The 24,668-nt window shown below is 67.2% G+C and carries 24 protein-coding genes; 18 read left to right on the top strand and 6 right to left on the bottom strand.

The genetic code is table 11. The features are described from left to right. The first annotated feature begins 16 nt into the window (after positions 1-16). From V2S85_RS12585 to V2S85_RS12530, 12 genes are all read left to right on the top strand, one after another. Positions 17-829 carry an undecaprenyl-diphosphate phosphatase gene (locus tag V2S85_RS12585; protein WP_330703204.1) on the top strand — a complete coding sequence of 271 codons (813 nt, stop codon included), beginning with the start codon at positions 17-19 and terminating at the stop codon, positions 827-829. 5 nt (positions 830-834) lie between these two features. Then, the gene (gene ppk2 / locus V2S85_RS12580) at positions 835-1,623 is read left to right on the top strand and encodes a polyphosphate kinase 2 (protein ID WP_330703203.1); all 789 of its coding nucleotides are present in this window, start codon (positions 835-837) and stop codon (positions 1,621-1,623) included. 150 nt (positions 1,624-1,773) lie between these two features. Further along, a complete protein-coding gene (gene rpmG, locus V2S85_RS12575) occupies positions 1,774-1,941 on the top strand; it encodes a 50S ribosomal protein L33 (RefSeq protein ID WP_008831595.1) in 168 nt (55 codons plus the stop codon). 42 nt (positions 1,942-1,983) lie between these two features. Continuing rightward, the gene (locus V2S85_RS12570; RefSeq protein ID WP_330703202.1) at positions 1,984-2,640 is read left to right on the top strand and encodes an outer membrane lipoprotein carrier protein LolA; all 657 of its coding nucleotides are present in this window, start codon (positions 1,984-1,986) and stop codon (positions 2,638-2,640) included. A gap of 609 nt (positions 2,641-3,249) precedes the next feature. Then, positions 3,250-4,038 (top strand): exodeoxyribonuclease III, encoded by a 789-nt coding sequence (gene xth, locus V2S85_RS12565; RefSeq protein ID WP_271184516.1) that lies wholly within the window; start codon positions 3,250-3,252, stop codon positions 4,036-4,038. Between the two features lie 32 nt (positions 4,039-4,070). After that, positions 4,071-5,099 carry a GTP cyclohydrolase II gene (ribA, locus tag V2S85_RS12560; RefSeq protein ID WP_330703201.1) on the top strand — a complete coding sequence of 343 codons (1,029 nt, stop codon included), beginning with the start codon at positions 4,071-4,073 and terminating at the stop codon, positions 5,097-5,099. Positions 5,100-5,235: 136 nt separating this feature from the next. After that, positions 5,236-6,048, top strand: coding sequence for a bifunctional DNA-formamidopyrimidine glycosylase/DNA-(apurinic or apyrimidinic site) lyase (mutM, locus tag V2S85_RS12555; protein ID WP_330703200.1), 813 nt, complete (start codon positions 5,236-5,238; stop codon positions 6,046-6,048). Positions 6,049-6,250: 202 nt separating this feature from the next. After that, a complete protein-coding gene (gene rpsT, locus V2S85_RS12550; protein WP_008829123.1) occupies positions 6,251-6,511 on the top strand; it encodes a 30S ribosomal protein S20 in 261 nt (86 codons plus the stop codon). A gap of 581 nt (positions 6,512-7,092) precedes the next feature. Next, the gene (gene dnaA / locus V2S85_RS12545) at positions 7,093-8,529 is read left to right on the top strand and encodes a chromosomal replication initiator protein DnaA (RefSeq protein ID WP_330703262.1); all 1,437 of its coding nucleotides are present in this window, start codon (positions 7,093-7,095) and stop codon (positions 8,527-8,529) included. A gap of 267 nt (positions 8,530-8,796) precedes the next feature. Then, entirely contained in the window at positions 8,797-9,648 is an 852-nt protein-coding gene (locus V2S85_RS12540) for a GGDEF domain-containing protein (RefSeq protein ID WP_330703199.1), read from the top strand. A gap of 56 nt (positions 9,649-9,704) precedes the next feature. Beyond that, on the top strand, positions 9,705-10,142 hold the full coding sequence (locus tag V2S85_RS12535) for a DUF983 domain-containing protein (protein ID WP_330703198.1): 438 nt from the start codon (positions 9,705-9,707) through the stop codon (positions 10,140-10,142). Beyond that, a complete protein-coding gene (locus tag V2S85_RS12530) occupies positions 10,139-10,918 on the top strand; it encodes a HesA/MoeB/ThiF family protein (RefSeq protein WP_330703197.1) in 780 nt (259 codons plus the stop codon). Before V2S85_RS12535 ends, V2S85_RS12530 begins: the two co-directional genes overlap by 4 nt. A 133-nt stretch (positions 10,919-11,051) precedes the next feature. Here V2S85_RS12530 and V2S85_RS12525 read toward each other — a convergent pair whose 3' ends face one another. Continuing rightward, complete coding sequence (locus tag V2S85_RS12525) at positions 11,052-11,753, bottom strand: NAD-dependent deacylase (protein ID WP_330703196.1); 702 nt, start codon at positions 11,751-11,753, stop codon at positions 11,052-11,054. Between the two features lie 125 nt (positions 11,754-11,878). On the opposite strand from V2S85_RS12525, the gene dapB reads away from it, so the two are divergent. The 3 genes from dapB to V2S85_RS12510 all read left to right on the top strand — a co-directional run bounded on the left by dapB (position 11,879) and on the right by V2S85_RS12510 (position 13,734). Then, a complete protein-coding gene (gene dapB, locus V2S85_RS12520; protein ID WP_330703195.1) occupies positions 11,879-12,607 on the top strand; it encodes a 4-hydroxy-tetrahydrodipicolinate reductase in 729 nt (242 codons plus the stop codon). Continuing rightward, positions 12,604-13,263, top strand: a complete 660-nt coding sequence (gene nth / locus V2S85_RS12515; RefSeq protein WP_271184523.1) for an endonuclease III — start codon at positions 12,604-12,606, stop codon at positions 13,261-13,263. Before dapB ends, nth begins: the two co-directional genes overlap by 4 nt. Before the next feature lie 81 nt (positions 13,264-13,344). Next, a complete protein-coding gene (locus V2S85_RS12510; protein ID WP_330703194.1) occupies positions 13,345-13,734 on the top strand; it encodes a hypothetical protein in 390 nt (129 codons plus the stop codon). Positions 13,735-13,823: 89 nt separating this feature from the next. Here V2S85_RS12510 and V2S85_RS12505 read toward each other — a convergent pair whose 3' ends face one another. Both V2S85_RS12505 and dapE read right to left on the bottom strand, forming a co-directional pair. After that, positions 13,824-15,143 (bottom strand): dicarboxylate/amino acid:cation symporter, encoded by a 1,320-nt coding sequence (locus tag V2S85_RS12505; RefSeq protein WP_330703193.1) that lies wholly within the window; start codon positions 15,141-15,143, stop codon positions 13,824-13,826. 354 nt (positions 15,144-15,497) lie between these two features. Then, a complete protein-coding gene (dapE, locus tag V2S85_RS12500; RefSeq protein ID WP_330703192.1) occupies positions 15,498-16,655 on the bottom strand; it encodes a succinyl-diaminopimelate desuccinylase in 1,158 nt (385 codons plus the stop codon). A 50-nt stretch (positions 16,656-16,705) separates the two neighbouring features. Here dapE and V2S85_RS12495 point away from each other — a divergent pair, with 50 nt between their 5' ends. From V2S85_RS12495 to V2S85_RS12485, 3 genes are all read left to right on the top strand, one after another. Further along, a complete protein-coding gene (locus tag V2S85_RS12495; protein ID WP_330703191.1) occupies positions 16,706-17,170 on the top strand; it encodes a cupin domain-containing protein in 465 nt (154 codons plus the stop codon). Between the two features lie 59 nt (positions 17,171-17,229). Continuing rightward, a complete protein-coding gene (msrB, locus tag V2S85_RS12490) occupies positions 17,230-17,628 on the top strand; it encodes a peptide-methionine (R)-S-oxide reductase MsrB (protein WP_330703190.1) in 399 nt (132 codons plus the stop codon). A gap of 150 nt (positions 17,629-17,778) precedes the next feature. Further along, complete coding sequence (locus tag V2S85_RS12485; protein WP_330703189.1) at positions 17,779-20,010, top strand: PBP1A family penicillin-binding protein; 2,232 nt, start codon at positions 17,779-17,781, stop codon at positions 20,008-20,010. Positions 20,011-20,728: 718 nt separating this feature from the next. Here V2S85_RS12485 and V2S85_RS12480 read toward each other — a convergent pair. The 3 genes from V2S85_RS12480 to V2S85_RS12470 all read right to left on the bottom strand — a co-directional run bounded on the left by V2S85_RS12480 (position 20,729) and on the right by V2S85_RS12470 (position 24,457). Beyond that, positions 20,729-22,225, bottom strand: a complete 1,497-nt coding sequence (locus V2S85_RS12480; RefSeq protein ID WP_330703188.1) for a Do family serine endopeptidase — start codon at positions 22,223-22,225, stop codon at positions 20,729-20,731. A 214-nt stretch (positions 22,226-22,439) separates the two neighbouring features. Further along, positions 22,440-23,303 carry a protease modulator HflC gene (locus V2S85_RS12475; protein WP_330703187.1) on the bottom strand — a complete coding sequence of 288 codons (864 nt, stop codon included), beginning with the start codon at positions 23,301-23,303 and terminating at the stop codon, positions 22,440-22,442. Then, positions 23,303-24,457, bottom strand: a complete 1,155-nt coding sequence (locus V2S85_RS12470; protein ID WP_330703186.1) for a protease modulator HflK — start codon at positions 24,455-24,457, stop codon at positions 23,303-23,305. The genes V2S85_RS12475 and V2S85_RS12470 overlap by 1 nt, the downstream gene beginning before the upstream one ends. Positions 24,458-24,668: the final 211 nt, after the last annotated feature.

Here is a 24,668-nt window from a genome sequence, read left to right as displayed (position 1 = left end):
GCATGACCTCCAGCTTATGGACCTGACCCTAACCGCGATCCTCCTCGGCATTGTCGAGGGCCTCACCGAGTTCCTGCCCGTCTCCTCGACCGGCCACCTCATCCTTGCCACCCGCCTGTTCGGCTACGATTCGAGCCAGTGGGCGACCTTCAACATAGTCATCCAGCTCGGCGCGATCCTGGCCGTGATCGTCCAGTTCTGGCGCACCTTCTGGGCGGTGGGCATGGGCCTGCTCAAGCTCAATCCCACCTCGATGCGCTTCGTGCGCAACGTGCTGCTGGCCTTCATCCCTTCGGCGGTGCTGGGCCTGCTGCTCAACGACTTCATCGAGGGCCTGCTGGGCGAGCCCGCCGTGGTCGCCTGGGCGCTCATTATCGGCGGCATCGCGATCCTCGGCATCGAGAAGGTCGCTAAGCCCGGCCCGCTCACCGGCGTTTCGGAACTGCCCGCGATCAAGTGCATCGGCGTCGGCTTCGCGCAGTGCCTCGCCATGGTGCCGGGCGTCAGCCGCTCGGGCGCGACGATCATGGGCGCGCTGTCGATGGGCATCGAGCGCCGGACGGCGGCCGAGTTCAGCTTCTTCCTCGCGGTGCCCACCATGGTCGGCGCCACCACGCTGGAATTGCTCAAGCACCACAAGGAACTGATGGCAGGCGTCGGCCCGGTGGGCTGGGATGAGATCGCCATCGGCTTCGTGGTCTCGTTCATCGTCGCGCTGGTGGTGATCAAGGCATTCATGGCCTTCGTCAGCAAGTCTGGCTTCGCGCCCTTTGCGTGGTATCGTATCGTCGCCGGTGCGCTGGCGCTGTTCCTGCTGTCGAGGGTGTAAAAGACATGAGCAACGGGGAGAAACTCGGCCGCAAGGACTTCGAGAAACTCCTCGAGCCGATGGAGGAGGAACTCGTCGGCATGGCGCGCTGGGCCCAGGTGTCCGGCGCGCGCATCGTCGTCCTGTTCGAGGGACGCGACACGGCGGGCAAGGGCGGGGCGATCAAGGCGTTCTCCGGCCAGCTCAATCCGCGCCAGTGCCGCACCGTGGCGCTCTCCGCGCCCAGCGAGCGTGAGCAGGGGCAATGGTATTTCCAGCGCTACGTGCCGCATCTGCCCGCGCGGGGCGAGATCGTGCTGTTCGACCGCTCGTGGTACAACCGCGCCGGGGTCGAACGGGTGATGGGCTATGCCAGCCAGGCCGAGGTCGAATCGTTCCTGCGCCATGTCCCGCTGTTCGAGAAGGCGCTGATCGACGACGGCGTCCTGTTGTTCAAGTACTGGCTGACCTGCGATCAGGACAAGCAGGAGGAGCGCCTGCACGAAAGGCTGGAGGATCCGCTCAAGCGCTGGAAGCTCTCCCCCATCGATATCGCCGCGCGAGAGAAGTACGCCGACTACACCCTCGCGCGCGAGGCGATGCTGGAGGCGACTCACACCGCCCATGCGCCGTGGACGCTGGTGGACTTCAACGACCAGAGGCGGGGGCGCCTCACCCTGATTCGCGATCTGCTCGACCGGCTGCCCGATACCCATTGCGAAGCCGCCGAAATCGACCTGCCGCCACTCGACGGCAAGCCGAAGAAAGAGAAATTCGGCGTGCTGGAGCCGATCCGGCCGTTTCCGCTGTCCTGAATTGGCAGCGAATCGGCGGCTCGCGCTTGACTTTGCGGGGCTTATCCAGCAAGGGGCGCAGCCTTACGGGGTGGCTCGCGCCGCCTCATCGGTATTGTCGAAACGCCGGCCTGCCAGGGCGGCTGAAACTTAGAGAGTACAGGAACCGCCATGGCGAAGCCCGCAACCGTCAAGATCCGTCTGGTCTCGACCGCCGACACCGGCTTTTTCTACGTCACGAAGAAGAATCCCCGGAACACGACCGAGAAGTTCAGCTTCAAGAAGTACGACCCCGTCGTGCGCAAGCACGTCGAGTTCAAGGAAGCCAAGATCAAGTAAGGTTCACGGTCGGTTCAAGGCTGTGAATCCACCTGGAGAGCCATGAACCACACCCTGAAAACCTTTCGATCCTGTGTCAGCGCGGCCGCTTTGGCCGCGCTTTCCATTCCTGCGGTTCTTGCGCCGGTGCAGGCCATCGCCGCCTCGCCGGAGGACGCGAAGCAGCTCGACCAGGCGGTCGCGGCCCTTCGCGCCATCGACACGCTGAAGGCGGACTTCGTCCAGACCGACCGCTCCGGCCAGTCGGTCAGCGGCGTGCTGACGATGCAGCGCCCCGGCAAGATCCGGTTCCAGTACCAGCCCAGCGCCAAGATGCTGATCGTCGGCGATGGCAATGCGCTCAACTTCATCGACTATGAAGTGCGCCAGGTGCAGCGCTGGCCGATCAAGAACAGCCCGCTCGGCGCGCTGCTCGATCCCAACCGCGATGTGGCCAAGTTCGGCCGCGTGCTGCAGACCGGCAACCCCAATGTCACCAGCATCGAGGTGCGCGATCGCTCGCATCCCGAATACGGCGTCATCACGCTGATCTTCACCCGCAAGCCCTCGGCGCCCGGCGGGCTGGAACTGACGTACTGGGTCGCGCTCGATTCGCAGAACAAGCGCACCACCATCAGCCTGTCCAACCAGCGCTACGGCGTGCCGGTGACCGCCAACGACTTCCGCTGGACCGACCCGCGACCCAAGACCCGTCGCTGACCCTGAATCGTCATTGCGAGCGAAGCGAAGCAACCCAGGACGGCTTAATGCTGCCCTGGGTTGCTTCGCTTCGCTCGCAATGACGAGGGTGGAATATCGGGGGACCGTCGCCGCAGCAGGGCGCTTCGGCGCGGGTCGTGCGGGTCTAGCGACAGACTGCGACAGTTTTCTTAATTTCGTTCACTTGGCAGTCAGGCAGCCCACCCTACATAGGTCTTGTCAGAACGGTTGTGAGGCGGGTTTCCCCCCTGTTGCCCGCGCCTCCTGAGTGACCGCTCTGATACTAGCGTGACGAACGCTTACAGGAACCCTCGAGCCTCTGCCCCCGGCTCGAGGGTTTTCTGTTTTCTTGGTTCAGGATTGGCCCATGCCGGGCTGCGAACGGCACCGTTCTGCGCTTCCGGTGCTCACGTACTGGAGTACGCTGCGCTCCGGTTCCCGCTCGGCACCATTCTCGCTCCGGCCTGAGCCAATCCTGACCCAAGAAAAACACACGCATCCTCCCCGGAACGGGGAGGGGGACCATCCGCAGGATGGTGGAGGGGCACCCTCGGTTTACGCGAGGTCGGGGACTGGCAATTCCCGCAGGCGATGCCTAAAGCCACGCCCATGAAGATCGCCACCTGGAACATCAATTCCGTCCGCCTGCGCATCGACCAGGTCGAACGTTTCCTCACCGAGCAGGCCCCCGACGTGCTGTGCCTGCAGGAGATCAAGGTGGCGGAGCCCCTGTTCCCCCACGAGATGTTCGAGCGCCTCGGCTATACCCACCGCGCCATCCACGGCCAGAAGGGCTACCACGGCGTCGCGACTGTCTCGAAAGTGCCGTTCCGCGACTTCTCGAAGCACGACTGGCAGGACAACGGCGAGGCCCGGCACATCGGCGTCGAACTGCTCGGCCCCGGGCAGGGCATGGTGCTGGAGAACGTCTACATCCCGGCGGGCGGCGACGTCGCCGACCGCGAGGTGAACCCGAAGTTCGGCCAGAAGCTCGACTTTCTGGAACGCATGACCCGCTGGGCCGACAAGATCGACCGCCCGACCCTGATCGTCGGCGACTTCAACATCGCCCCGCTCGAATCCGACGTCTACGATCACAAGGCGCTGCTCAAGGTCGTCAGCCACACGCCGCTGGAGGTGGAAACCCTCAAGCGCCTGCAGGACGCGGCGGGCTTCGACGATCTCGGCCGCCGCTTCATCCCGGCGCCGGAACGCAACTATTCCTGGTGGTCCTACCGCAGCTACTGGCGCCAGAAGGACCAGGGCCGCCGCCTCGATCACATGTGGGCCTCGCCCGACCTCGCCCCGCAGGCGCGCGGGCACCACTTCGTCGAGGAAACCCGCCGCTGGGACCAGCCAAGCGACCACATCCCGCTCGTCACCGAGTTCGAACTCTGAGCGCGGAGGCTCCTTCTACCCGCCGCGTGGCGATGGCGCTCGACGCGCTGCGCCATGGCTGGCCGGTGCGGGTGGCCGGCGGCGCGGTGCTGCTTCCCGCCGAGACGGCCTTCGCGCCCGGCGTCACTGCCCCGCGCATGCTGATCTCGGCCGCCCGCGCGGCGACGCTGAAGCTCGCCAACCAGCGCGAGGCGGCGGTGCCCGAAGCCCCGGTGCTGATCCGCGCCGCCGAGCCCTTCGACCTCGACACCGCGCGCGCCGTGGCCGATCCGGCGCTCGACCTCGCCTACCCGATGAAAGGCCCGTTCGCGGCCGAGCACATCGAGGAAGGCGATGCGGCGCGCACCGCGATGGAACTGGCCCGCCTTGCCGGGATACTGCCCGCGTTCCTCGTCGCACCGAATCAGGATGGCGAGGCGCAGGACGTTTCCAGTGCCGACCTCGCCGCGTGGAAGGACACCGCGCACCTCGCGATCGCCTCGCGCGCGAGGCTGCCCGTCGAGGCGGCGGAGAATGCCGAGATCGTCGCCTTCCGCGCGCTCGACGACTTGCGTGAGCACGTCGCGCTCGTCATCGGCACGCAGGACGGCGACCGGCCGCCGCTGGTGCGCCTCCATTCCGAATGCCTGACCGGCGACATTCTCGGCAGCCTCAAGTGCGACTGCGGGCCGCAGCTCAACGCAGCGCTGCGGGCAATGTCGGCCGAGGCCGGAGAGGGGGGCTGGGGCGTGCTGCTGTACTTGCGGCAGGAGGGGCGCGGCATCGGCCTCGTCAACAAGCTGCGTGCCTATGCGCTGCAGGATGCGGGCTACGACACGGTGGACGCCAACAACCGCCTTGGCCTGCCGACCGAGGCGCGCGATTTCCCGGTGGCGGCGCGGATGCTGGACCTGCTGGGGGTGCGGGCGATCCGGCTGATGACCAATAACCCAGCCAAGGTCGCGGCGCTGCAAGGCGTCGGCGTCGAGGTGGTGGAGCGGGTGCCGCACCAGTTGCCGCCCAACCCGCACAATGCGCGCTATCTCGAAACCAAGCGCGACCGGACGGGGCATATCCTCTGACCCTTCGACCAACTCAGGGTGAGCGGAGGTAGTGCAATGCTCTCCGCACCGCTCAGGCTGAGCTTGTCGAAGCCCCATCGGTGAAGCGCCGCGTTCACGATTGGCGTCCGGCCTCAAGCACCCTATCTACCACCCGATGCCTGAACTTCCCGAAGTCGAAACCACCGTACGCGGCCTCGAGCGCTTTCTTGATGGCGAGCGAATCGCCCGCGTCACGCTCAACCGCGCGGACTTGCGCCGTCCGTTCCCGCCCGATCTGGTGCAGGTGCTGACCGGTGCGCGCGTCACCGGCCTTGGCCGCCGCGCCAAGTACGGCCTCATCCATACCGACCGTGAGCAGACCATGGTGTTCCACCTCGGCATGTCCGGTCGCTGGCGGATCGAGCCGGAGACGCCCGACAAGCACGACCATCTCGTCCTGGAGACGGCTTCAGGTCACGTGCTGGCGCTGAACGATGCGCGCCGCTTCGGTTCGGTCGATCTGGCGGCCACTGCGACCCTCGATGCCTGGGGACCGTTCGCGGCGCTCGGTCCCGAGCCGCTGGGCGACGATCTGACCCCCGCGCATCTACGCAGCGCCTTCTCCGGCCGGATCGCGCCGATCAAGCAGATGCTGCTGGACCAGACGATCGTGGTCGGGCTCGGCAACATCTATGTCTGCGAGGCGCTGTTCCGCGCAGGGATACGCCCGGACAAGGAGGCGGGCCGCGTCAGTCCGGCGGCGCTGACGCGGCTGGTGCCCGTCATCAAGGCGGTGCTGGGCGAATCGATCGCCGCCGGCGGCTCCACCATCAAGGACTACGCGCAGCCCAATGGCGAACTCGGCTATTTCGCGGCGTCGTGGCAGGTTTACGGCCGCGAAGGCGATCCGTGCGGCTGCGGGGCGCCGGTGCTGCGCTTCGTGCAGGGCGGACGGAGCACGTTCTGGTGCCGGCGCTGCCAGCGGTAGCGCCTGAGCCCGCGCGGCGTCTGAGCGTGGTCGCTTGCGGCCACGAACGCCAGAAATAGGCGGTTTCGCAGGCCTGCCTCGGGTTGACGCAAGGCCCCTCGAACTGTAAGGGGCGCGCTTTCCGGCGAGTCCGTTCGCCGAATAGATTCGTTAGGCAAATGGGGCCGCTCACCGTGTTGGCCGCCCAGACAGAGGAATATCGATGGCCAATACGCCGCAAGCTCGCAAGCGCATCCGTCGCAACGATCGCCGTGCAGAGATCAACACCAACCGCGTCAGCCGCATCCGCACCTTCCTGAAGAAGGTCGAAGGCGCTCTCGCCGGTGGCGACAAGGATGCCGCTGTGGCTGCCCTCAAGGAAGCGCAGCCCGAGCTGGCGCGCGGCGTTGCCCGCGGCGTGCTCCACAAGAACACCGCAGCGCGCAAGATGTCGCGCCTGACGAAGCGCGTCGCCGCGCTCTGATTCGAGTCACGCCCTCTGATCGGAGGGGGTGATTCGCGGTTCCGATTAGTACCGGAACGGCGCTATCAGGACGAAACAGGAACGGAGCCGGGATCATGCGATCCCGGCTCCGTTCCTGTTTTTGCGGCATCGCAGCATGTCCCGGGGTAAACTGCCGGAAATGCTGCGATTCGGACTGCTGCACTGCGCAACGTTCTGAATTTTAAGCACATTACAGTTTGGCTACGGATTTTGGGCACTCCTACGTGAGTCAACCTTCATAATTTTTTTTATTTGGGGACCGCTGTCTTGCCTGCGGCGCAAACCGGTTCCTAAAAGGGCGCTCGGCCGTTGCGGAACGGGCCGGGGAAACAGCGATCCAGTGTGGAACAACGGCCGCGAACAAGCGTTCGCGGTTGGGGGAAGTTTTTACTCTGCACGGCGCTGGCGACCCGTTTCGCGTCACCGGCGGGATCACGCAAAGGGGGTTCGAAACCATGTCGAATACGTCTTCAGGACAACCCTCTGCGGCACCCGCTTCGGTGGTTCCCTTGGTTGAAAGTACGAACTTGAATAGGAAGTCTAAGGCGGTGCGAGTGGCGATGGAAGAAGATCAGGAAGCCGTGAACCTGGCGGCGGACTGGGCGGACATCAGCCAGGGCCTGCGCAAGGATCTGGGCCATCAGGCACACAGCCAGTGGATCAAGCCGATCCAGCCCGGCAACTGGTGCAAGGAAACCGGCACGCTCGATCTGTACCTGCCGACCGAGTTTTCGGCGAACTGGGTCAACGACCGATTCGCCGATCGCCTTTCGCTGGCCTGGAAGATCGCGCGTCCCGACGTGCGCCACGTCCGTATTCTGGTGCACCCCGGCCGCCGCCAGCTGCCCGAGTTGCGTCTGGGCGGTGGCAACGGTCGTCCGGCCAGCGCGCCTGCCAACGATTCGGCGGTCGGTGCGCCCGATCCGCTTTCGGTCGCGCTGGCGGGCGAATCGTTCGCCTCGCTCGGCCAGGGTCCGGCGGGCATCGACGCCTCGCAGACCTTCACCAGCTTCGTGACCGGCACGTCCAACGTGCTGGCCTGCAACGCCGCGCAGCGCATGGCCGCCACCGAGACCCCGCAGTTCTCGCCGCTCTACCTCAAGGCCGCCACCGGCCAGGGCAAGACGCACCTGCTGCACGCGATCGGCCACGCCTATCTCGCGGCGCATCCCCATGCGCGAATCTTCTACTGCTCGGCCGAACGCTTCATGGTCGAGTTCGTGCAGGCGCTGCGCCAGAACCAGATGATCGAGTTCAAGTCGCGCCTGCGCGGCTTCGACCTGCTGCTGGTCGACGACATCCAGTTCATCATCGGCAAGGCATCGGCCCAGGAGGAACTGCTCTACACGATCGATGCGCTGCTGCAGGAAGGCAAGCGCCTGGTCTTCGCCGCCGACCGTGCGCCCCAGGCGCTCGACGGCGTCGAGCCGCGCCTGCTTTCGCGCCTGTCGATGGGCCTCGTCGCCGACATCATGCCCGCCGATATCGAGCTGCGCCGTTCGATCCTCGAGAATCGCCTCGGCCGCTTCGCCTCGGTCGAAGTGCCCGCCGACGTCATCGAGTTCCTGGCGCGCACGATCAATCGCAACGTGCGCGAATTGGTCGGCGGCCTCAACAAGCTGATCGCTTATGCGCAGCTGACCGGGCAGGCGGTTTCGCTCCAGCTCGCCGAAGAGCAGCTGACCGACATCCTCTCGGCCAACCGCCGCCGGATCACCATCGACGAGATCCAGCGCACGGTCTGCCAGTTCTACCGCATCGACCGCACCGAGATGAGCAGCAAGCGCCGCGCCCGCGCCGTCGTGCGCCCGCGCCAGGTGGCGATGTACCTCGCCAAGGTGCTGACGCCGCGCTCGTACCCCGAAATCGGCCGCAAGTTCGGTGGCCGCGATCACTCGACGGTGATCCACGCGGTGCGCCTGATCGAGGAACTGCGCACCCGCGATGCCGACATGGACGGCGACGTGCGCTCGCTGCTGCGCCAGCTCGAAAGCTGAGTTTTCCGGGCTTTCATCAAGCCGGCCACAGCTTTCTCACGCCTTATCCCTAAGGTTTTCCACAAGGGGCGGAGACATGGTCTTCGCCCCTTGTTTCGTATCGGCGCCAGGGGATTCGACAGGGCGTGATGACCCGTGCTCGGTTCGTAGCGTTAACGGTGCGTTTCATCACACAAATTAACTTTTGGATAAGTCCCTCTCCCTAGCGTCCCCGCTGAACGCATCCGCGTCTCATTTTCAGCTCCAGCAGAAGAGGCATTCCCCCCCATGCGCTTCTACCAGGCCACGACTTTCCTGTTCCCGCGAAGTTACGAGCGGCGCATCCTGTTCGTCTGCTTCGGCGCCGTCCACATCCCGCTGATCGCCTGCATCGTGCTTCAGGCCGCGACCGGGCACTGGCAACTCGATACCCTGCTCACGCTGCTCGTCGCGACGCTTGCCGGGACGGTGATGGGCCTGGCCGCGATCCATGCCTTGCTGGCTCCGGTCGGACAGGCCACGCTGATGCTGCAGGCGATCCAGATGGGCGAGCGTATCCAGGCGATCCCGCAAGGCGCCGACGATCTCGTCGGCCGGCTCCTCAGCGGCGTGACGATCGCCGCCAACGAGAGCGCGGCGCGCATCGAGCGCCTCGTCGATGCCGCCGAGCGCGATCCGCTGACCGGCATCCGCAACCGCCGCGGCTTCCTCGATTCGGCCGAGCAGGTCTTGCGCGGGCGCTCGAACGCGGTGGTGGCGCTGATCGACATCGACCACTTCAAGCGGATCAACGACGATTTCGGCCACGATACCGGCGACGTGCTGCTCAAGTCGCTGGCCCGCCGCATCGAGGATCACTTGCGCCGCAGCGATATCGCCGCGCGCTGGGGCGGCGAGGAGTTCGCGGTCCTGCTGCCCGACACCACCCTCGACGAGGCGCGTCTGGTGATGGAGCGCCTGCGCGCGACCGTGGCGCTGGATACCGACCTCGGCGTCGAGGACCGCGCCGTCACGTTCTCGTGCGGGCTGGCGCCGGTGCGCAGCTTCGCGCAGCTTGGCGATGCCACCAAGCAGGCCGACGCCGCGCTCTATGCGGCCAAGAACGGCGGGCGCAACCAGGTGCAGATCCTCGGGCTGTAGGTTCCGCGTCCGCTATTTGCTTCACCGGCCGCGTTGCATGCTGTAGCGCTTCCCGCATGATTCCAGCCACCTTCTCGCAGGCCCTGCTTCGCGGCCTTCGCAGCCGGTGCCCGCGTTGCGGCGAGGGCTCCCTGTTTCGCAAGTGGCTCAAGCCGCGCACCGGTTGCCCCGTCTGCACGCTGGACCTGACGCCGCAGCGCGCCGACGACTTTCCCGCTTACATCGCGATGATCGTCACCGGTCACCTGATGGCGCCGCTGATCATCGCGCTTTCGGTGGATTTTGGACTTGGCCCCTGGGCGATGGTGGCGATCCTGGTGCCGCTGGCGATCGCGATGATGGTCGGCATGCTCCAGCCCGCGAAGGGAGCGGTGATCGCTACGCAGTGGTGGTTCGGCATGCACGGCTTCGTCAAGGAACGGTTGCCTGAGCTGGCCGAAGCCAAGGGCGCGGCCCAAAGCGGGGCCAAAGGCGGGGACGAGCAGGCGCAATGACCCTGACCGCCGAGCGCCTTGGCCGCTTCGCGCGGCATATCGTGCTGCCCGAAGTCGGCGGGGCCGGGCAGGTGGCGCTGAGCGAGGCGCATGTGGTGCTGGTCGGCTGCGGCGGGATCGGCAGTCCTGCGCTTCAGTATCTCGCCGCAGCCGGCATAGGCCGTCTTACCCTGGTGGACGATGACGTCGTCGACGTCAGCAACCTTCAGCGGCAGACGATTTATACGCCGTCGGATATCGGCAGGCCCAAGGCGGAAGCGGCAGCCGAATGGGTGCGGCGTTTTGATCTTGGCCTCGAGGTCGATTGGCATGTCGCGCGGCTCGGGGATCACAACGCGCACGACGTCCTCTCCGGCGCGGACCTCGTACTGGACGGCTGTGACAACTTCGCGACTCGGCTGCTCGTGTCAGATACCTGTGTGAAACTGGGCGTGCCGCTGACCACGGCGGCGATCGGGCGGTTCCAGGGGCAGGTGGCGAACTTCGCCGGGCATCTGGACGGGCAGGCCTGCTACCGCTGCTTCGTGGGCGATGCCTTCGATGCGGTGGACTGCGATACGTGCGCCGCCGACGGGGTGCTGGGGGCGATGGTCGGCATGGTCGGCACGTTCGCGGCGATGCATGCGATGCGGGTGCTGCTGGCGGGCCGCTCGGCGCTGGGCGAGCCGCAGTTCGGGACGCTGCACCTGATCGACGGGCTGGCGCCTTCGATGCGGCCCTTGAAGATCGCGCGCGATCCGGCGTGCCGGGGGTGTAATCCGGCGAGCTGCGCCTGACCCTTCGACAAGCTCAGGGTGAGCGGAGGTGGTGCAAGTCTCCCAATTCCGCTCAGGCTGCGCGGAGATGGTTTGAACCCTTCCGATCCCGCTCAGGCTGAGCTTGTCGAAGCCCCACGCGGCAGGGCGTTCCTTACCGGAGCAACACTTCCTCCACCCACGCCGGCACCACCTCCGTCGCCGGACCATGCCGCGCCTCGTCGAACCAGCGCGTGCCCTGCGAGGGTTCGAGGTTGAGTTCCAGCGTCGCGATGCCCGCCTGCCGCGCCTCGCGCACCAGGCCCGCCGCCGGGTAGACCGCGCCCGAAGTGCCGATCGACACGAACAAGTCCGCCTGTTCCAGCGCCGCGTAGATCGCGTCCATCTCGTAGGGCGTTTCGCCGAACCAGACGATGTCGGGGCGCAGCGCCGTCTTGCCGCATTCAGGGCAGGCGGGGCGGTCGATCAGCGGCCCGGTCCAGCGCGAGCGGGCGTCGCAGGCGGTGCACCAGACGCTCAGATGTTCGCCGTGCATGTGGAGCACCCGTTTCGCCCCGGCGCGCTCGTGGAGGTCGTCGACGTTCTGGGTGACGATGAGGAGATCGCCCTTCCATTCGCGGTCGAGCTTCGCCAGCGCGAGGTGCGCGGCGTTGGGCTGCTTGGTCTGGATCGCCGCGCGGCGCATGTCGTAGAAGCGCAGCACGAGGTCGGGATCGCGCGCGAAGGCCTCGGGCGTGGCGACGTCCTCCACCCGGTGCTGTTCCCACAGGCCGCCTTCGGAACGGAAGGTGTCGATGCCGCTCTCGGCGGAGACGCCCGCGCCGGTGAGGATGACGATGTTGCGGATTCCAGCCAAGAGTTCGTCTTTCGCGTCACCCTGAACTTGTTTCAGGGTCCATTGTGCGCCATTCGCAGCCCTGAGATTGGGGCACGATGGATGCTGAAACAAGTTCAGCATGACGTGCCGGCGGAGAATCGGACGTGGCACGAATCGGAATCATCGGCAGCCAGGGGCGCATGGGCCAGGCGATCGCGGCGGCCATCGCCGATGCGGGCGAGGATCTCGCGGGCGGCGTCGACAAGGACGGCGACGTTTCCGCCGTCGCGGCCAACGCCGATATCCTGATCGACTTTTCCAGCCCTTCGGCGCTTGAAGGCAACCTCGATGCCGCTATCGCCGCCAGGCTGCCGATCGTCATCGGCACCACCGGGCTGGAGGAGCGCCACCACTGGCTGATCGATTCGGCGGCCGGGCACATTCCCGTCCTGCAGACCGGCAACACCTCGCTCGGCGTCACCCTGCTCGCGCATCTGGTGCGCGAGGCGGCGACGCGGCTGGGCGAGGACTGGGACATCGAGATCGTCGAGACCCATCACCGCATGAAGGTGGACGCCCCCTCCGGCACCGCGCTGCTGCTGGGCGAGGCGGCCGCCGATGGGCGCGGCGTCGGGCTGGCGAACAGCGCGGTGCGCGGGCGCGACGGCATCACCGGCAAGCGCGAGGCGGGCACCATCGGCTTCGCGGCGCTGCGCGGCGGCTCGGTGGCGGGCGACCACACCGTCCACTTCCTGGCCGATAGCGAGCGTCTTTCGCTCTCGCACCTCGCCGAGAACCGGGGCATCTTCGCGCGTGGAGCGGTGAAGGCGGCGCAGTGGCTGCTGGCTCAGGGGCCGGGGCGCTACACGATGCCGCAGGTGCTGGGTCTTTGAAGAAGGCGGACGTCTTCGAATTCTTCCGGCGTCTGGCCGAGGCCAATCCCTCGCCCGAGACGGAGCTGGAATTCGGCAATACCTACCAGTTGCTCGTCGCCGTCACGCTCTCGGCGCAGGCGACCGACGTGGGCGTCAACAAGGCGACGCGCGCGCTGTTCGAGTATGTGAAGACGCCGCAGCAGATGGTGGACCTCGGCGAAGAGGGGCTGAAGCAGCACATCAAGACCATCGGCCTGTTCAACACCAAGGCCAAGAACGTCATCGCCCTCTCGCAGATCCTGGTGGACCGGCATGGCGGCGAGGTTCCGGCGGACCGCGATGCCATGGTCGAGCTGCCCGGCGTCGGCCGAAAGACCGCCAACGTGGTGATGAACTGCGCCTTCGGGGCCGAGACCTTCGCGGTCGACACGCACATCTTCCGCGTCGGCAACCGCACGGGGCTCGCCAAGGGCAAGACGCCGCTGGCGGTGGAGAAGCAACTCGAGAAGAAGGTGCCGCAGCCGTTCCGGGTCGGCGCGCATCACTGGCTGATCCTGCACGGCCGCTATATCTGCAAGGCGCGTACACCCGAATGCTGGCGCTGCCCCGAGGTGGACCTCTGCGCCTTCAAGGACAAGGTGCTCGATCGCGGCGCGAGAAAGGCTGCGGCGTGACGGCTCCGTCCTCTTGACGAAGGCGGCGTTCGGGGAGCCAATGGGCCTCGCCGGACGTTCGCTGAGCGAGAGGATAAGCCGATGAAAAACCCTGCCGTTCTGCTGATAGCCGCGCTCGCGGTCACCGCCTGCTCGCAGGAAGGCCCGGGCGAGGCACCGCCCGTGTCGCCTGCCGCCGAGGTGATCGGCAAGGCGCAGGACTGCCTGTCGCTCACCCGCTTCAACCAGACGCGCATCCGCGACGACTACACCATCGATTTCGTCGGCGGCGCGGGTCGACAGGTCTGGCGGGTGACGTTGCCGAACCGATGCAGCGGGTTGAAGTCGGCGGGGACGTTCACGTATGAGACCTGGCTGTCGCAGCTGTGCCGGCAGGACATCATCTATCCGTTGCAGCAGATCGGCGGATCGTGGCAGCGCATGGGCGGCTGCGGCATGGGACCGTTCGTGCCGGTGAAGCTGGCCCCTTGATTCGTCATTGCGAGCGTAGCGAAGCAATCCAGGGCAGTACCAAACCGCCCTGGATTGCTTCGCTACGCTCGCAATGACGAGGGTGGGAATTACCCCTCGTACTGCTCCGGATCGATGTTGAGCCCGCGCCGGCCATCGGCGACGGTGTGGCTCGGCGAATGCAGCACTTCCGCATCGGGGTCCGTCAGCGGCTGCAGCATGCCTTCCGAGCGCGTGATCACCGCCGTCGCCACTGCGTTGCCCACCACGTTGGTGGCCGAGCGGCCCATGTCGAGGAAGGTGTCCACGCCCAGCAACAGGGCGATGCCCTCCACCGGCAGGCCGAACTGCGTGAGCGTCGCGGCGATCACCACGAGGCTGGCGCGCGGCACCCCGGCGATGCCCTTGGAGCTGACCATCAGCGTCAGCAGCATCAGGATCTGCGTCATCACCGGCACATGGATGCCGTAAGCCTGCGCGATGAACATCGACGCGAAGGTCATGTAGATCATCGAGCCGTCGAGGTTGAAGCTGTAACCCAGCGGCAGGATGAAGCCCGAGATGCGGCGCGGCACGCCGAAGCGGTCGAGCTGCTCGAACAGCTTGGGTAGGCTCGCCTCCGACGAGGCGGTGGAGAACGAGAGCAGCAGCGGCTCGCGGATGTAGCGGAACAGCGTGACCACCCGCTTGCCCAGGAACAGGCCGCCGGCGCAGAACAGCAGCACCCACAGCAGGCCCATGGCGAGGTAGAACTCGCTGACCAGCACGCCGTAGGTCACGATGATACCGAGGCCCCGCGTGCCGATCACCGCCGCCAGCGCGCCGAACACCGCGAAGGGGGCGAAGCGCATCACGTAGCCGGTGATCTGCAGCATCAGCTCGGACAGCGCCTCGGCGCCGCGCACGATCGGCGCGCCGCGCGTCCCGATGGCGGTGAGGCCGACGCCGACGAAGACCGAGAAGACCAGGATCTGCAGGATGTGGTTCTGCGCCATCGCCTCGAACGGGCTGGCGGGGAAGATCTCGAGGATGAAGTGGCGCAGCGTCAACTCGCCCATCTCGAGGTCGCCGATGTCGGTCCCGGTCTCCAGTCCGACGCCGACGCCGGGCTGGAACAGGTTGACGAGGATCAGCCCGAGGCCGAGCGAGACGAGGCTGGCGGTGATGAACCAGGCCAGCGCCTTGCCGCCGATGCGGCCGAGCGCGGTGCTGTCGCCCATGCCGGCGATGCCCGTCACGATGGTCGCGAAGACCAGCGGGGCGAGGATCATCTTGATGAGCTTCAGGAAGACGTCGGGCAGCAGCCGGAAATGATCGGCCCATTCGGCCAGGCGCGGGTCATCGGCGGGGATGCTCGCGTGGAGCACCCAGCCGGTGGCGATGCCCAGCACCATGCCGATCAGAATGTAGAGCGTCAGGCGCCTGCCCATGAATACCTCGCAATGAAATTGCGGGCGAACCTAACATCATGACCCGGGGGGTCAACGAGGGGGCCGGCGATTTGCCCGGATGGGTGGGGGGGCGCGGCGCGGGATAAAGGTGGATGCACCCCCCTGTCGCTCTTCCCCCGTCACCCTGAACTTGTTTCAGGGTTCATCGGGCAGCATAATCCGGTCGGTCGCGTCGCCACCGGCACTGTCGGTTTGCACGTTCCGCGCGCCGGGCTATCAGCACAATGGACCCTGAAACAAGTTCAGGGTGACGGGGCTTTGGGACAGGGGCAGGGGAGGAGCGACAGCAAACAGCGAGCGGGGTCGCAGCCGGGTGGCGCCTCCCCGGCGGGACTATCCCGCCAGCGCGGCCAGCGTCACCCGGCGGTAGATGCGCACCAGCGCTTCCAGGTCGGCCACCGCCACGGCCTCGTCGCGCTTGTGCATGGTCGCGTTGCACAGGCCGAACTCGATCACCGGCGCCACGTCCTTGAGGAAGCGGGCGTCCGAGGTGCCGCCGCTGGTCGACAGTTCCGGCTCCACCCCGGTCTCGGCGCGGATCGCCTCGGCCAGCATGTCCGAGAACGCGCCCGGCTGGGTCAGGAACGCCTCTCCCGAGATCACCGGGCGGGCCGTGCCGCCGTGGCGCTCGGCGATCGCGGCGACGCGGGCGGCGAGGCCTTCGCCGGTATGCAGGTCGTTGAAGCGGATCGAGATGCGCGCGCTTGCCCGGGCCGGGATCACGTTGGTCGCCGGGTTGCCGCAGGCAAGGTCGGTGATCTCGATGTTGCTCGCCTGGAACCAGTCGGTCCCCTCGTCGAGGACGATGGCGTCCAGTTCGGCGAGGATCGCCACCAGCTTGGTGATCGGGTTGTCGGCCAGGTGCGGGTAGGCGACGTGGCCCTGCACGCCGTCCACGTCGAGCCAGATGTTGACCGAACCGCGCCGGCCGACCTTCATCATGTCGCCCAGCCGGTTCACCGAGGTCGGCTCGCCGACGAGGCAGAGGTCGGGAATCTCGCCCTTCTCGCGCATCAGATCGATCAGCGCGACGGTGCCGAAGCGCGCGGGGCCTTCCTCGTCGCCGGTGATGATGAAGCTGACCGTCCCCGCCTCGGCCGGGATCTGTGCCGCCGCCGCGACCATCGCCGCGATCGAGCCCTTCATGTCCACCGCGCCGCGTCCGTAGAGCAGTTCCTGGCCCTCGGGGCCGCGCCGCTCGGGCAGGAACGGCGCGCTGGTCCAGCCTTCGCCCGGCGGCACCACGTCGAGGTGGCCAGCGAACGCGAAGTGGCGCGAACCCTCCGGGCCCCGGCGCACCGCGAAGAGGTTCTCGACCGGACCGTCCGGCGCCTCACCCGCGACGAAGCGGGTCACTTCGAAGCCGAGCGGGGCGAGCTGGCCTTCGAGGCAGTCGAACACCATGCCGGTGGCGGGGGTGACGCTGGGGCAGGCGATCAGCGCCTCGGCGAGATCGGCGACGCTTGCGGTGGTGGGAGCGGTCTGGGACATAGGCGCAGCGCCATCGCAGAAAAGGCGCGCCATGACCATAGGTGACACCCGTGCCCAAGCTCGACATCGAGGCGATTCCCCAAGCCAACCGCACCGGCTATCCGGCGCCCTTCGACGCGGCGGTGGAAGGACGCTGGTGGCGCCGCCTCGCCCCCGCCGGCGGGTTGACGCAGATGGGCGCGAGCCATGTCGTCCTGAAGCCCGGCGCGTGGTCGAGCCAGCGCCACTGGCACGACGACGAGGACGAGCTGCTGGTCATGCTCACCGGCGAGGCGGTGCTGGTGGAGGATGGCGGCAGGACGATCCTGCGCCCCGGCGACGTCTGCGCCTGGGCCAAGGGCGTGCGCGACGGCCACCACCTCATCAACGAGAGCGATGCCGACTGCACCTTCATCGCGATCAGCGCGGGCGATCCCGGCGGCAGCGGCGCCTATTCCGACATCGACATGCAGTTCGACGGCGAGGGCTATTTCCACAAGGACGGTACGCCCTATCCGACCGGACGGATGCGCTGATGCTCTGGAATTCGGGGCTTTCCTGTCCCATATCCACCGCCAAAGGAGAGCCTTTCGCGATGACCGACAAGATCCACCTCACCGATGCCGAATGGCGCGAGAAGCTGACGCCCGAGCAGTACCATGTCCTGCGCCAGGCCGGCACTGAGCGCGCCTTCACCGGCAAGTACGACGGCAACAAGCAGGAAGGCACCTACTTCTGCGCCGGCTGCGGCGCGCCGCTGTTCGAATCCGACGACAAGTTCAATTCCGGCTGCGGCTGGCCCAGCTACACCGCGCCGATCGACGAGGCCGCGATCGACGAGCACCGCGACACCTCGCACGGAATGATCCGCACCGAAGTCACCTGCGCCCGGTGCGAGGGCCATCTCGGCCATGTCTTCCCCGATGGTCCGGCGCCGACCGGGCTGCGCTACTGCATCAACAGCGCCTCGCTCGATTTCGAGCCGAAGGACTGAGGGGAATCGGCTCCCCGTCTGCCGAAATGCAGGTGGGGAGGATTTCCCATGCAATCGCGGTCTTGCGTGTTCACCTCGGGTTACAAATCGTCATGCAAGGTGTAGGAGCGACCCGACACTTTCGTCCTTACTGGGGTTTGCATCCTACCCATGGCCAAGAATTCCGGCCCCCAAGGCTCCCGGCAAAGCTCCGGGGGCGGCCGCTCGCCCCGCGGCGCATCGGCTGACAGGAAACCCCTCTGGCGCCGCATCATGCGCGGGCTGCTGATCTGGAGCGGCGCGCTGGCGCTGCTGGGCGTGATCTTCCTGGGTACCGCCGTGTTCTTCACGATGCGCGAACTGCCCGACTATTCCGCGCTCAAGAGCAGCCAGAACGGCCAGATGATCGTCGTGCGCGCGCGCGACGGGCGCGAACTCGTCTCGCTGGGCCCAAGCTACGGCAAGTGGCTGCCCTATGACCAGATTCCCGCGATCATGCGCGATGCCATCGTCTCGGTCGAGGATCGCCGCTTCCGCGAGCATCCCGGCATCGACGTGCTCGGCCTCGGCCGCGCGGTCTACATGTCGGTCACCACTGACAGCCGCGCCAAGGCGACCTCGACGCTGACCCAGCAGCTGGCGCGCAACATCTTCCTCACCAACACCCGCTCGTGGACCCGCAAGGCGCGCGAGATGGTGCTGGCGCTGGCGCTGGAGCGCAAGTTCAGCAAGGACCAGATCCTCGAACTCTACCTCAACAAGGTCTACTTCGGCGGCGGCGCCTATGGCATCGACGCGGCCAGCCGCAAGTTCTTCGGCCACCCCGCCACGGAACTGTCGACCGCCGAATCGGCGATCATCGCCGGGCTGGTGAAGGCGCCGTCGAACTATTCGCCCACCGCCGACGTCGAGGCCGCCAAGGGCCGCGGCAAGGTCGTGCTCGGGCTGATGGCGCGTGAAGGCGTGATCTCGCAGGCCGAGGCGGACAGCGTGGACTTCTCGCAAGTCGCGGTGGCCAAGGAAAAGGGCCAGAACTCGGTCCGCTACTTCACCGACTGGGCTCTGCCGCAGCTCGACATGCTGCTGCCCGAGAACAACGAGCCGATCGAGGTCTGGACCACGCTCGACGTCGGCATGCAGGACGCGGCGACGAAGGCGATCGACAGGAACGTGCCGGCAGGCGCGCAAGGCGCGCTCGTCAGCCTCGATCGCGACGGCGCGGTGCTGGCGATGGTCGGCGGCACCGACTACGTGAACTCGAACTACAACCGCGCCACTTCGGCGCTGCGCCAGCCGGGTTCGGCGTGGAAGCTGTTCGTCTACCTCTCGGCGCTGGAGGCGGGCTACACCCCCGACGACCGCGTCGTGGACGAGCCGGTGACGATCCAGGGCTGGAGCCCGCAGAACGACGGCCGCAACTTCGCCGGCCAGATCGACGTGCGCACCGCCTTCGCCTACTCCAAGAACACCATCGCCGCGCAGCTGGGCAACGAGGTCGGCTTCGGCACCGTCGCCAGCATGGCCAAGCGCTTCGGCATCACGAGCGAGATCAACACCAAGCCGGCGATGGTGCTGGGCACGTCCGAAGTGCGGGTGATCGACATGACGCGCGCCTTCGCGGCGGTCTCGGCCGGCGGCACTTCGGTGGAGCCTTACGGCATCACCAAGGTCACCACGACTTCGGGCGAGCTGCTCTACCAGCACAAGTCGGTGCAGGGCCAGGTGCTGGTGCCGCATTACGTGGCGGCGGGGATCACCGACCTGCTGCAGACGGCGGTGGCGATCGGCACGGGCCGCGCCGCACAGATCGGCCGTCCGGTGGCGGGCAAGACCGGCACCACCAGTTCGAACAAGGACGGCTGGTTCCTCGGCTTTTCCAGCGGGGTCACCACCGGCGTGTGGATGGGCCGCGACGATGCCAAGCGAGTCGCGGGCCTGTCCGGCGGCCATGCGCCGGCGCGGGCGTTCTCGGACTACATGAAGGTCGCCGTCGCCAAGCGCCCGGTCGAGCAGTTCGATACCCAGCTCAAGCTGCCCGAATGGCAGCTGGAGCCGGACGACGAGCAGATGCAGGGTAACCCCGAGGACTATTACTACACCGACGAGAACGGCAACCTCGTGCGGCCTGACGGCAGCACGCCCGACCAGCCGCCTTATGGCGCCGGTGTGCCGGGCCAGGGTCCGCAGCAGGGCGCGCAGCCGGGGGCGGGCGGCATGGTCCCGCCCGACTACGGCCCGCAGGGCGCGGCGCCGGGCGCGCCGCCGGCCGCCGGCAACGATTTCCTCGACCGCGCGACCGGGCGGGCCTCCGGGCGCCCCGAGGATCCGGGCCTGCGTCCGGGCCAGGGCACGAACGTCCCCCGCGTCGTGCCGACCCGCGTTCCCCCCACACCGCAGCCATAAATTCCTCCCCCTGCGGGGGAGGGGGACCATGCGCAGCATGGTGGAGGGGCACGCGGCAGATCGCGGATGCTGGAAGGACAGCGCTTTTTCCGTGGGCGCGCAGAGGGGGGCGTGCGCATCGCCGAGGGTGCCCCTCCACCACCCTGCGGGTGGTCCCCCTCCCCGTTCCGGGGAGGAACTGAACTGCGCATATGGCAATGCCCGCTGGCGAGTGCGGGCCTAACGCCGGGGGAGGATCAACGCATCCGAGAACATCGGGTCGGCGCCGGGAGCGTCCAAGCTGGGACGCGGGGGTTTGTTTTCCACCTGCTCTGGCGAGCGGCCGGGTAGCGGTGGTCAGCCCGGCTCGACCTGCATTCCATCGAAGTGTCCCATGTGGCCGTCTGTTAGGGCTCGCAGCGTTATCAGCCGATGGCTATCCGGCGGGGCCTTCCAATGTCCTGCCGTGTGTCGCAGGAACGTATGGACGACGCTTTCCAGTAGCTCGGGGGCACTTCGGGTCTTCGAACGGACGCGTGGTTTGCGCGATCGCGGCTAAAACCGCATCCCGGCCCACGACGCCGACCCGATACACCGAAGCGACGTGTACCTCGTCACTCCGGATGCTGGGGCATATATCCTATTTGGTTATAAATGTCAACGCCCCGTCGCCCCCGCCCCATACGAAACGCCCGCCGGATCGCTCCGGCGGGCGTTTCGTTTTCAGTCTGGGTCCGTATCAGCGCAGGCGCACCGGCACGAACGTCGCCTGCTGGCCGCGCGGTTGGACGCGCAGGAGCAGGGCGGTGCGACCTTCCGCCTTGGCGGCGTTGATCGCGGCGGTCAGGTCGGCCGCGGTGAGCACCGGGCGGTTACCCGCCTGCAGGATGATGAAGCCGCGCTGGAAGCCCTTCTGGCCGGCATCCGAGCTGGGATCGACGGCGACGATGACCACGCCCTTGGTCCCGTCCGCCGCGCCGAGCTGGCGGGCGATGGTCGAGGTCAGCGGGGTCACGGTCAGGCCCAGGGCGTTCTCGATCACGCCCTTCTGCTGCTGCGGTGCCGGGTTGTTGAAGGCGTCGTCGTCCTGGTCCTGGCTGGGATCGAACGACTGCGACAGCTCGTCCTCGCTCGGGCGCTTGGCGACCATGGCGGTGAGGGTCTGGCGCTTGCCGCCGCGGATGACTTCGACCGGGATGCGGGCGCCGGGCGCGGTGTTGGCGACGATGTAGGAGAGCGTCTGGTCCTTGGTGACTTCCTTGTTGTCGACCTTGACCACCACGTCGCCCGCCTGCAGGCCCGCCTTGGCGGCCGGACCGTCAGGCTCGACGAGCTGGATGAACTCGCCCTTGTTGTGCTCGATCCCCAGCGAATCGGCGAGATCCTCGTTGATCTGCTGGATGCGCACGCCCAGGTAGCCGCGCTCGATCGTCTCGCCCTTGATGAGCTTCTGGACGAGCGGGGCGGCGGTTTCGGCCGGAATGGCGAAGCCGATACCGACGCTGCCGCCGGTGGGCGAGAAGATCGCGTTGTTGATGCCGATCACCTGCCCGTTCATGTCGAACATCGGGCCGCCCGAGTTGCCCCGGTTGATCGCCGCGTCGGTCTGCAGGTAGCGGTCGTAGGCGCCGCTGGTGCCGGTGCTGCGGTAGACCGCCGAGACGATCCCCGCCGTCACCGTTCCGCCCAGGCCGAACGGGTTGCCGATGGCGATGATCCAGTCGCCGACCCGCGCCTTGCGGCTGTCGCCGAACTTGACGAAGGGCAGCGCCTTGCCGGCATCGATCTTGAGCACCGCGAGATCCGATGCGGCGTCCTTGCCGATCAGCTTGGCGGGATACTCGGTCCCGTCGGGCATAGTGACGGTGATCGATTCGACCTGTCCCTTGCCCTCGGCGGTGATGACGTGATTGTTGGTCACCACGTAGCCGTCGGCCGAGACGATGAAGCCCGAGCCGAGCGACTGCGCCTCACGCGTTTGCGGCGCGGCGCCGCCACCGCCCTGTCCGCCGAACAGCCCCTCGAACGGGGTGCCGGCGAAGGGATTGCCGCCGCTGCCGGCGACCTGCACCTTCTGGCGGGTCGAGATGTTGACGACGGCGGGCTGGAGCTGCGCCGTCAGGTCGGCGAAGCCCGAGGGCGCGCCGGCACGCGGCACCACCCTGGAGATTTCGCTGGCCTCGTTCTGGGCCACCTGCGCGCCTGCGGGGTAGCCGGTGACGAGTGATGCGGTCATGCCTCCCAGAAGGAGTGCAGTGGTCAGTCCATAAGCATATCGCACTGGCTTCACGTCCTTTGATTCCTCCGTTTCGGCGACTGGCGCCGGATCCGACAATAACCCCGGGTCGTTTTCACGCTCCAGGAGCTTAACCGGATTTGAATGATGCGGAAATCCGCCACTTCTACGCAATTTTGGCCGTCAACCTGGGAGGGGCAACGACCGAAACCGCTCACGGCTCCCGGAAATGATTCAGATAGGCGTTGTCCGGCGAGAGCAGGATCGTCTTGGCGCCGCTCGGGTTGCCGGGCTGGCCCTTGCCGAACGACACCGCGTAGCTCTGCATCGCGCGGTAGAAGTCGTAGAACTGCGCGTCCTTGCCGAAGCTTGCGGCGTAGATGCCGGCGGCCTGGGCCTCGGCCTCGGCGCGGATGATCTGCGCGTCGCGCTGTCCTTGCGCGGCGATCGTCTTCGCCTCTTCCTGGCGGCCCGCCTCCATCCGCACGAAGGCGGCGGCCAGCGCACCCTCGGGCAGGTCGGCGCGCTTGATGCGCACGTCCACCACCTGGGCGCCGTATTCGTGCGCCTCGGCATCGAGCAGCTTGCGGATGTTCTCCATCGCCGCGCCGCGTTCCGCCGTCAGCAGCGACTGGAAGGTGCGCTTGCCCAGTTCCTGGCGCACGACCGAGGAGAGGATCGGCTCAAGCTGCTGGGTCACCCGCTCGCTGGTGCCGGCGGAGCGGACCATCCGCACCGGATCGACGATGCGGTAGCGCGCATAGGCATCCACGTTCAGCCGCTGCTGGTCGGTGGAAAGCACCTGCTGCTGCTGCATGTCCACCGAGAGCAGGCGCTTGTCGATGCGGATCACCTGCTCGACCAGCGGGATGCGGAAATGGACGCCGGCGCCGGTCTGGCCATAGGCGGCGTTGGCCACGAAGGGGTTGTAGACGCGCACCGGACGGCCGGTCTGGACGACCACCGCCTGCTCGTCCTCGGGCACCACGATCGTGCTCATCATCAGGCCGGCGACGACGACGCCGGCCGCGATCCAGGCGGCCTTGTAGTCCTGCCACAGGTTCATCGGGCTGCTCATCACTGGCCTCCCGTGCTGGTCGGCGCGCTGACCGATGCGTCGGGGGAGGGCGCGGCGCGGCGCTGCATCTCGGGCAGCGGCAGGACGGTGTTGACGCCCTTTTCGCCGACCACTGTGTCGTTATCGCGCAGCACGCGTTCCATCGTCTCGTAGTACATGCGGCGCTTGGTCACTTCCGGGGCAAGCTTGTATTCGGCGTAGACCTTGTCGAACGAACTGGCGTCGCCCTGCGCGCGGGCGATCACCTGCTGCGCCCAGGCGCGCGCCTCGGAACGGTCGCGCTCGGCTTCCTGCTGGGCGACGTTGACGTTGTCGAACGCGCCCTTGGTCTTGGCCGGCGGATCGGCCTTCTTGATCTCGACGCCCTGCACCGCGACGCCCGACTGGTAGAAGTCGAGGATGCGCTGCATGCGCTCGCGCACGTCCTGCTCGACCTGGGCGCGGCCCGCGCCGGACAGCGCCTGGCCGAGCGAGACTTGCGCGATCGAGGCGCGCATCGCCGCCTCGGCCACTTCGCGCACGGTCTCCTTGGGATCGGCGAGGCGGAAGGTGTAGTTCTTCAGATCCTTGATGTTCCAGCGGACCAGGTAGCTGAGATCGACCAGGCTCTTGTCGCTGGTCAGCATCAGCTTCTCGTTCTCGTTGTCGGGGATCATGTCCACCGTGAACGAGCTGACGTCGACCACGTCGATCTGCTCGATCGGCCAGGGCAGGGTGAGGTTCACGCCCGAATCGACGGTGCGCGAATACTGGCCGAGCGTGGTGACGACGCCCTGTTCCTTGGGGCCGAGCATGTGCACGCTGGAAAAGCCGAGCACCACCAGCACGGCCACGCCGATGCCGAGCGGCAGCCACGACTTGCCGTCCGGGCGCTGCGGGAAGTTGGGGAAGCCGCCGGGGCCGCGCGGACCGCCGCCGCCGGTGCGGCGCTGCTCGCCGCGGCCACGGAAGATGTCCTCGATGCTGGCCGAGCGGCGCGGCGGCGCGCCCTCTCCGCTGGGCAGCCAGGGGTTGCGCGGGCCCTTCCGGTCGGGGGCCCGGTCGGGCGAAGGCTCGGCGCCTTCGGCTCCGGGCTCGCCGGAGCTGTCGCCGCCGCCATTGCTGCCGCCGTCGTTTCCGCCGCCATTGCCCCAAGGGCTATTGGGCCCCGCCATAGCGGAAATTCCTGGTTCCTCCCCCGGCAACGGATGCGACGTTGGGCCGGGCGTGTCTGCGCCACCGATAGCTTTCATGGGGCTATCTATAAGTACCCCTCGGCCAAATAACAGTGCCTCTCTTGCCCTTTTTCCCCGCGTACGCCACCTGAGCGGCGAACGCCGGGTGACAGACGGGCATGATGCGTGGGCCGGAAACGAGCCGGCAATC

The sequence above is a fragment of the Novosphingobium resinovorum genome, assembly GCF_036352595.1.
Lineage (GTDB): Bacteria > Pseudomonadota > Alphaproteobacteria > Sphingomonadales > Sphingomonadaceae > Novosphingobium > Novosphingobium resinovorum_B.
The sequence above is the reverse complement of the archived record's forward strand: the minus strand, read 5'-3'. Positions and strand labels throughout refer to the sequence as shown.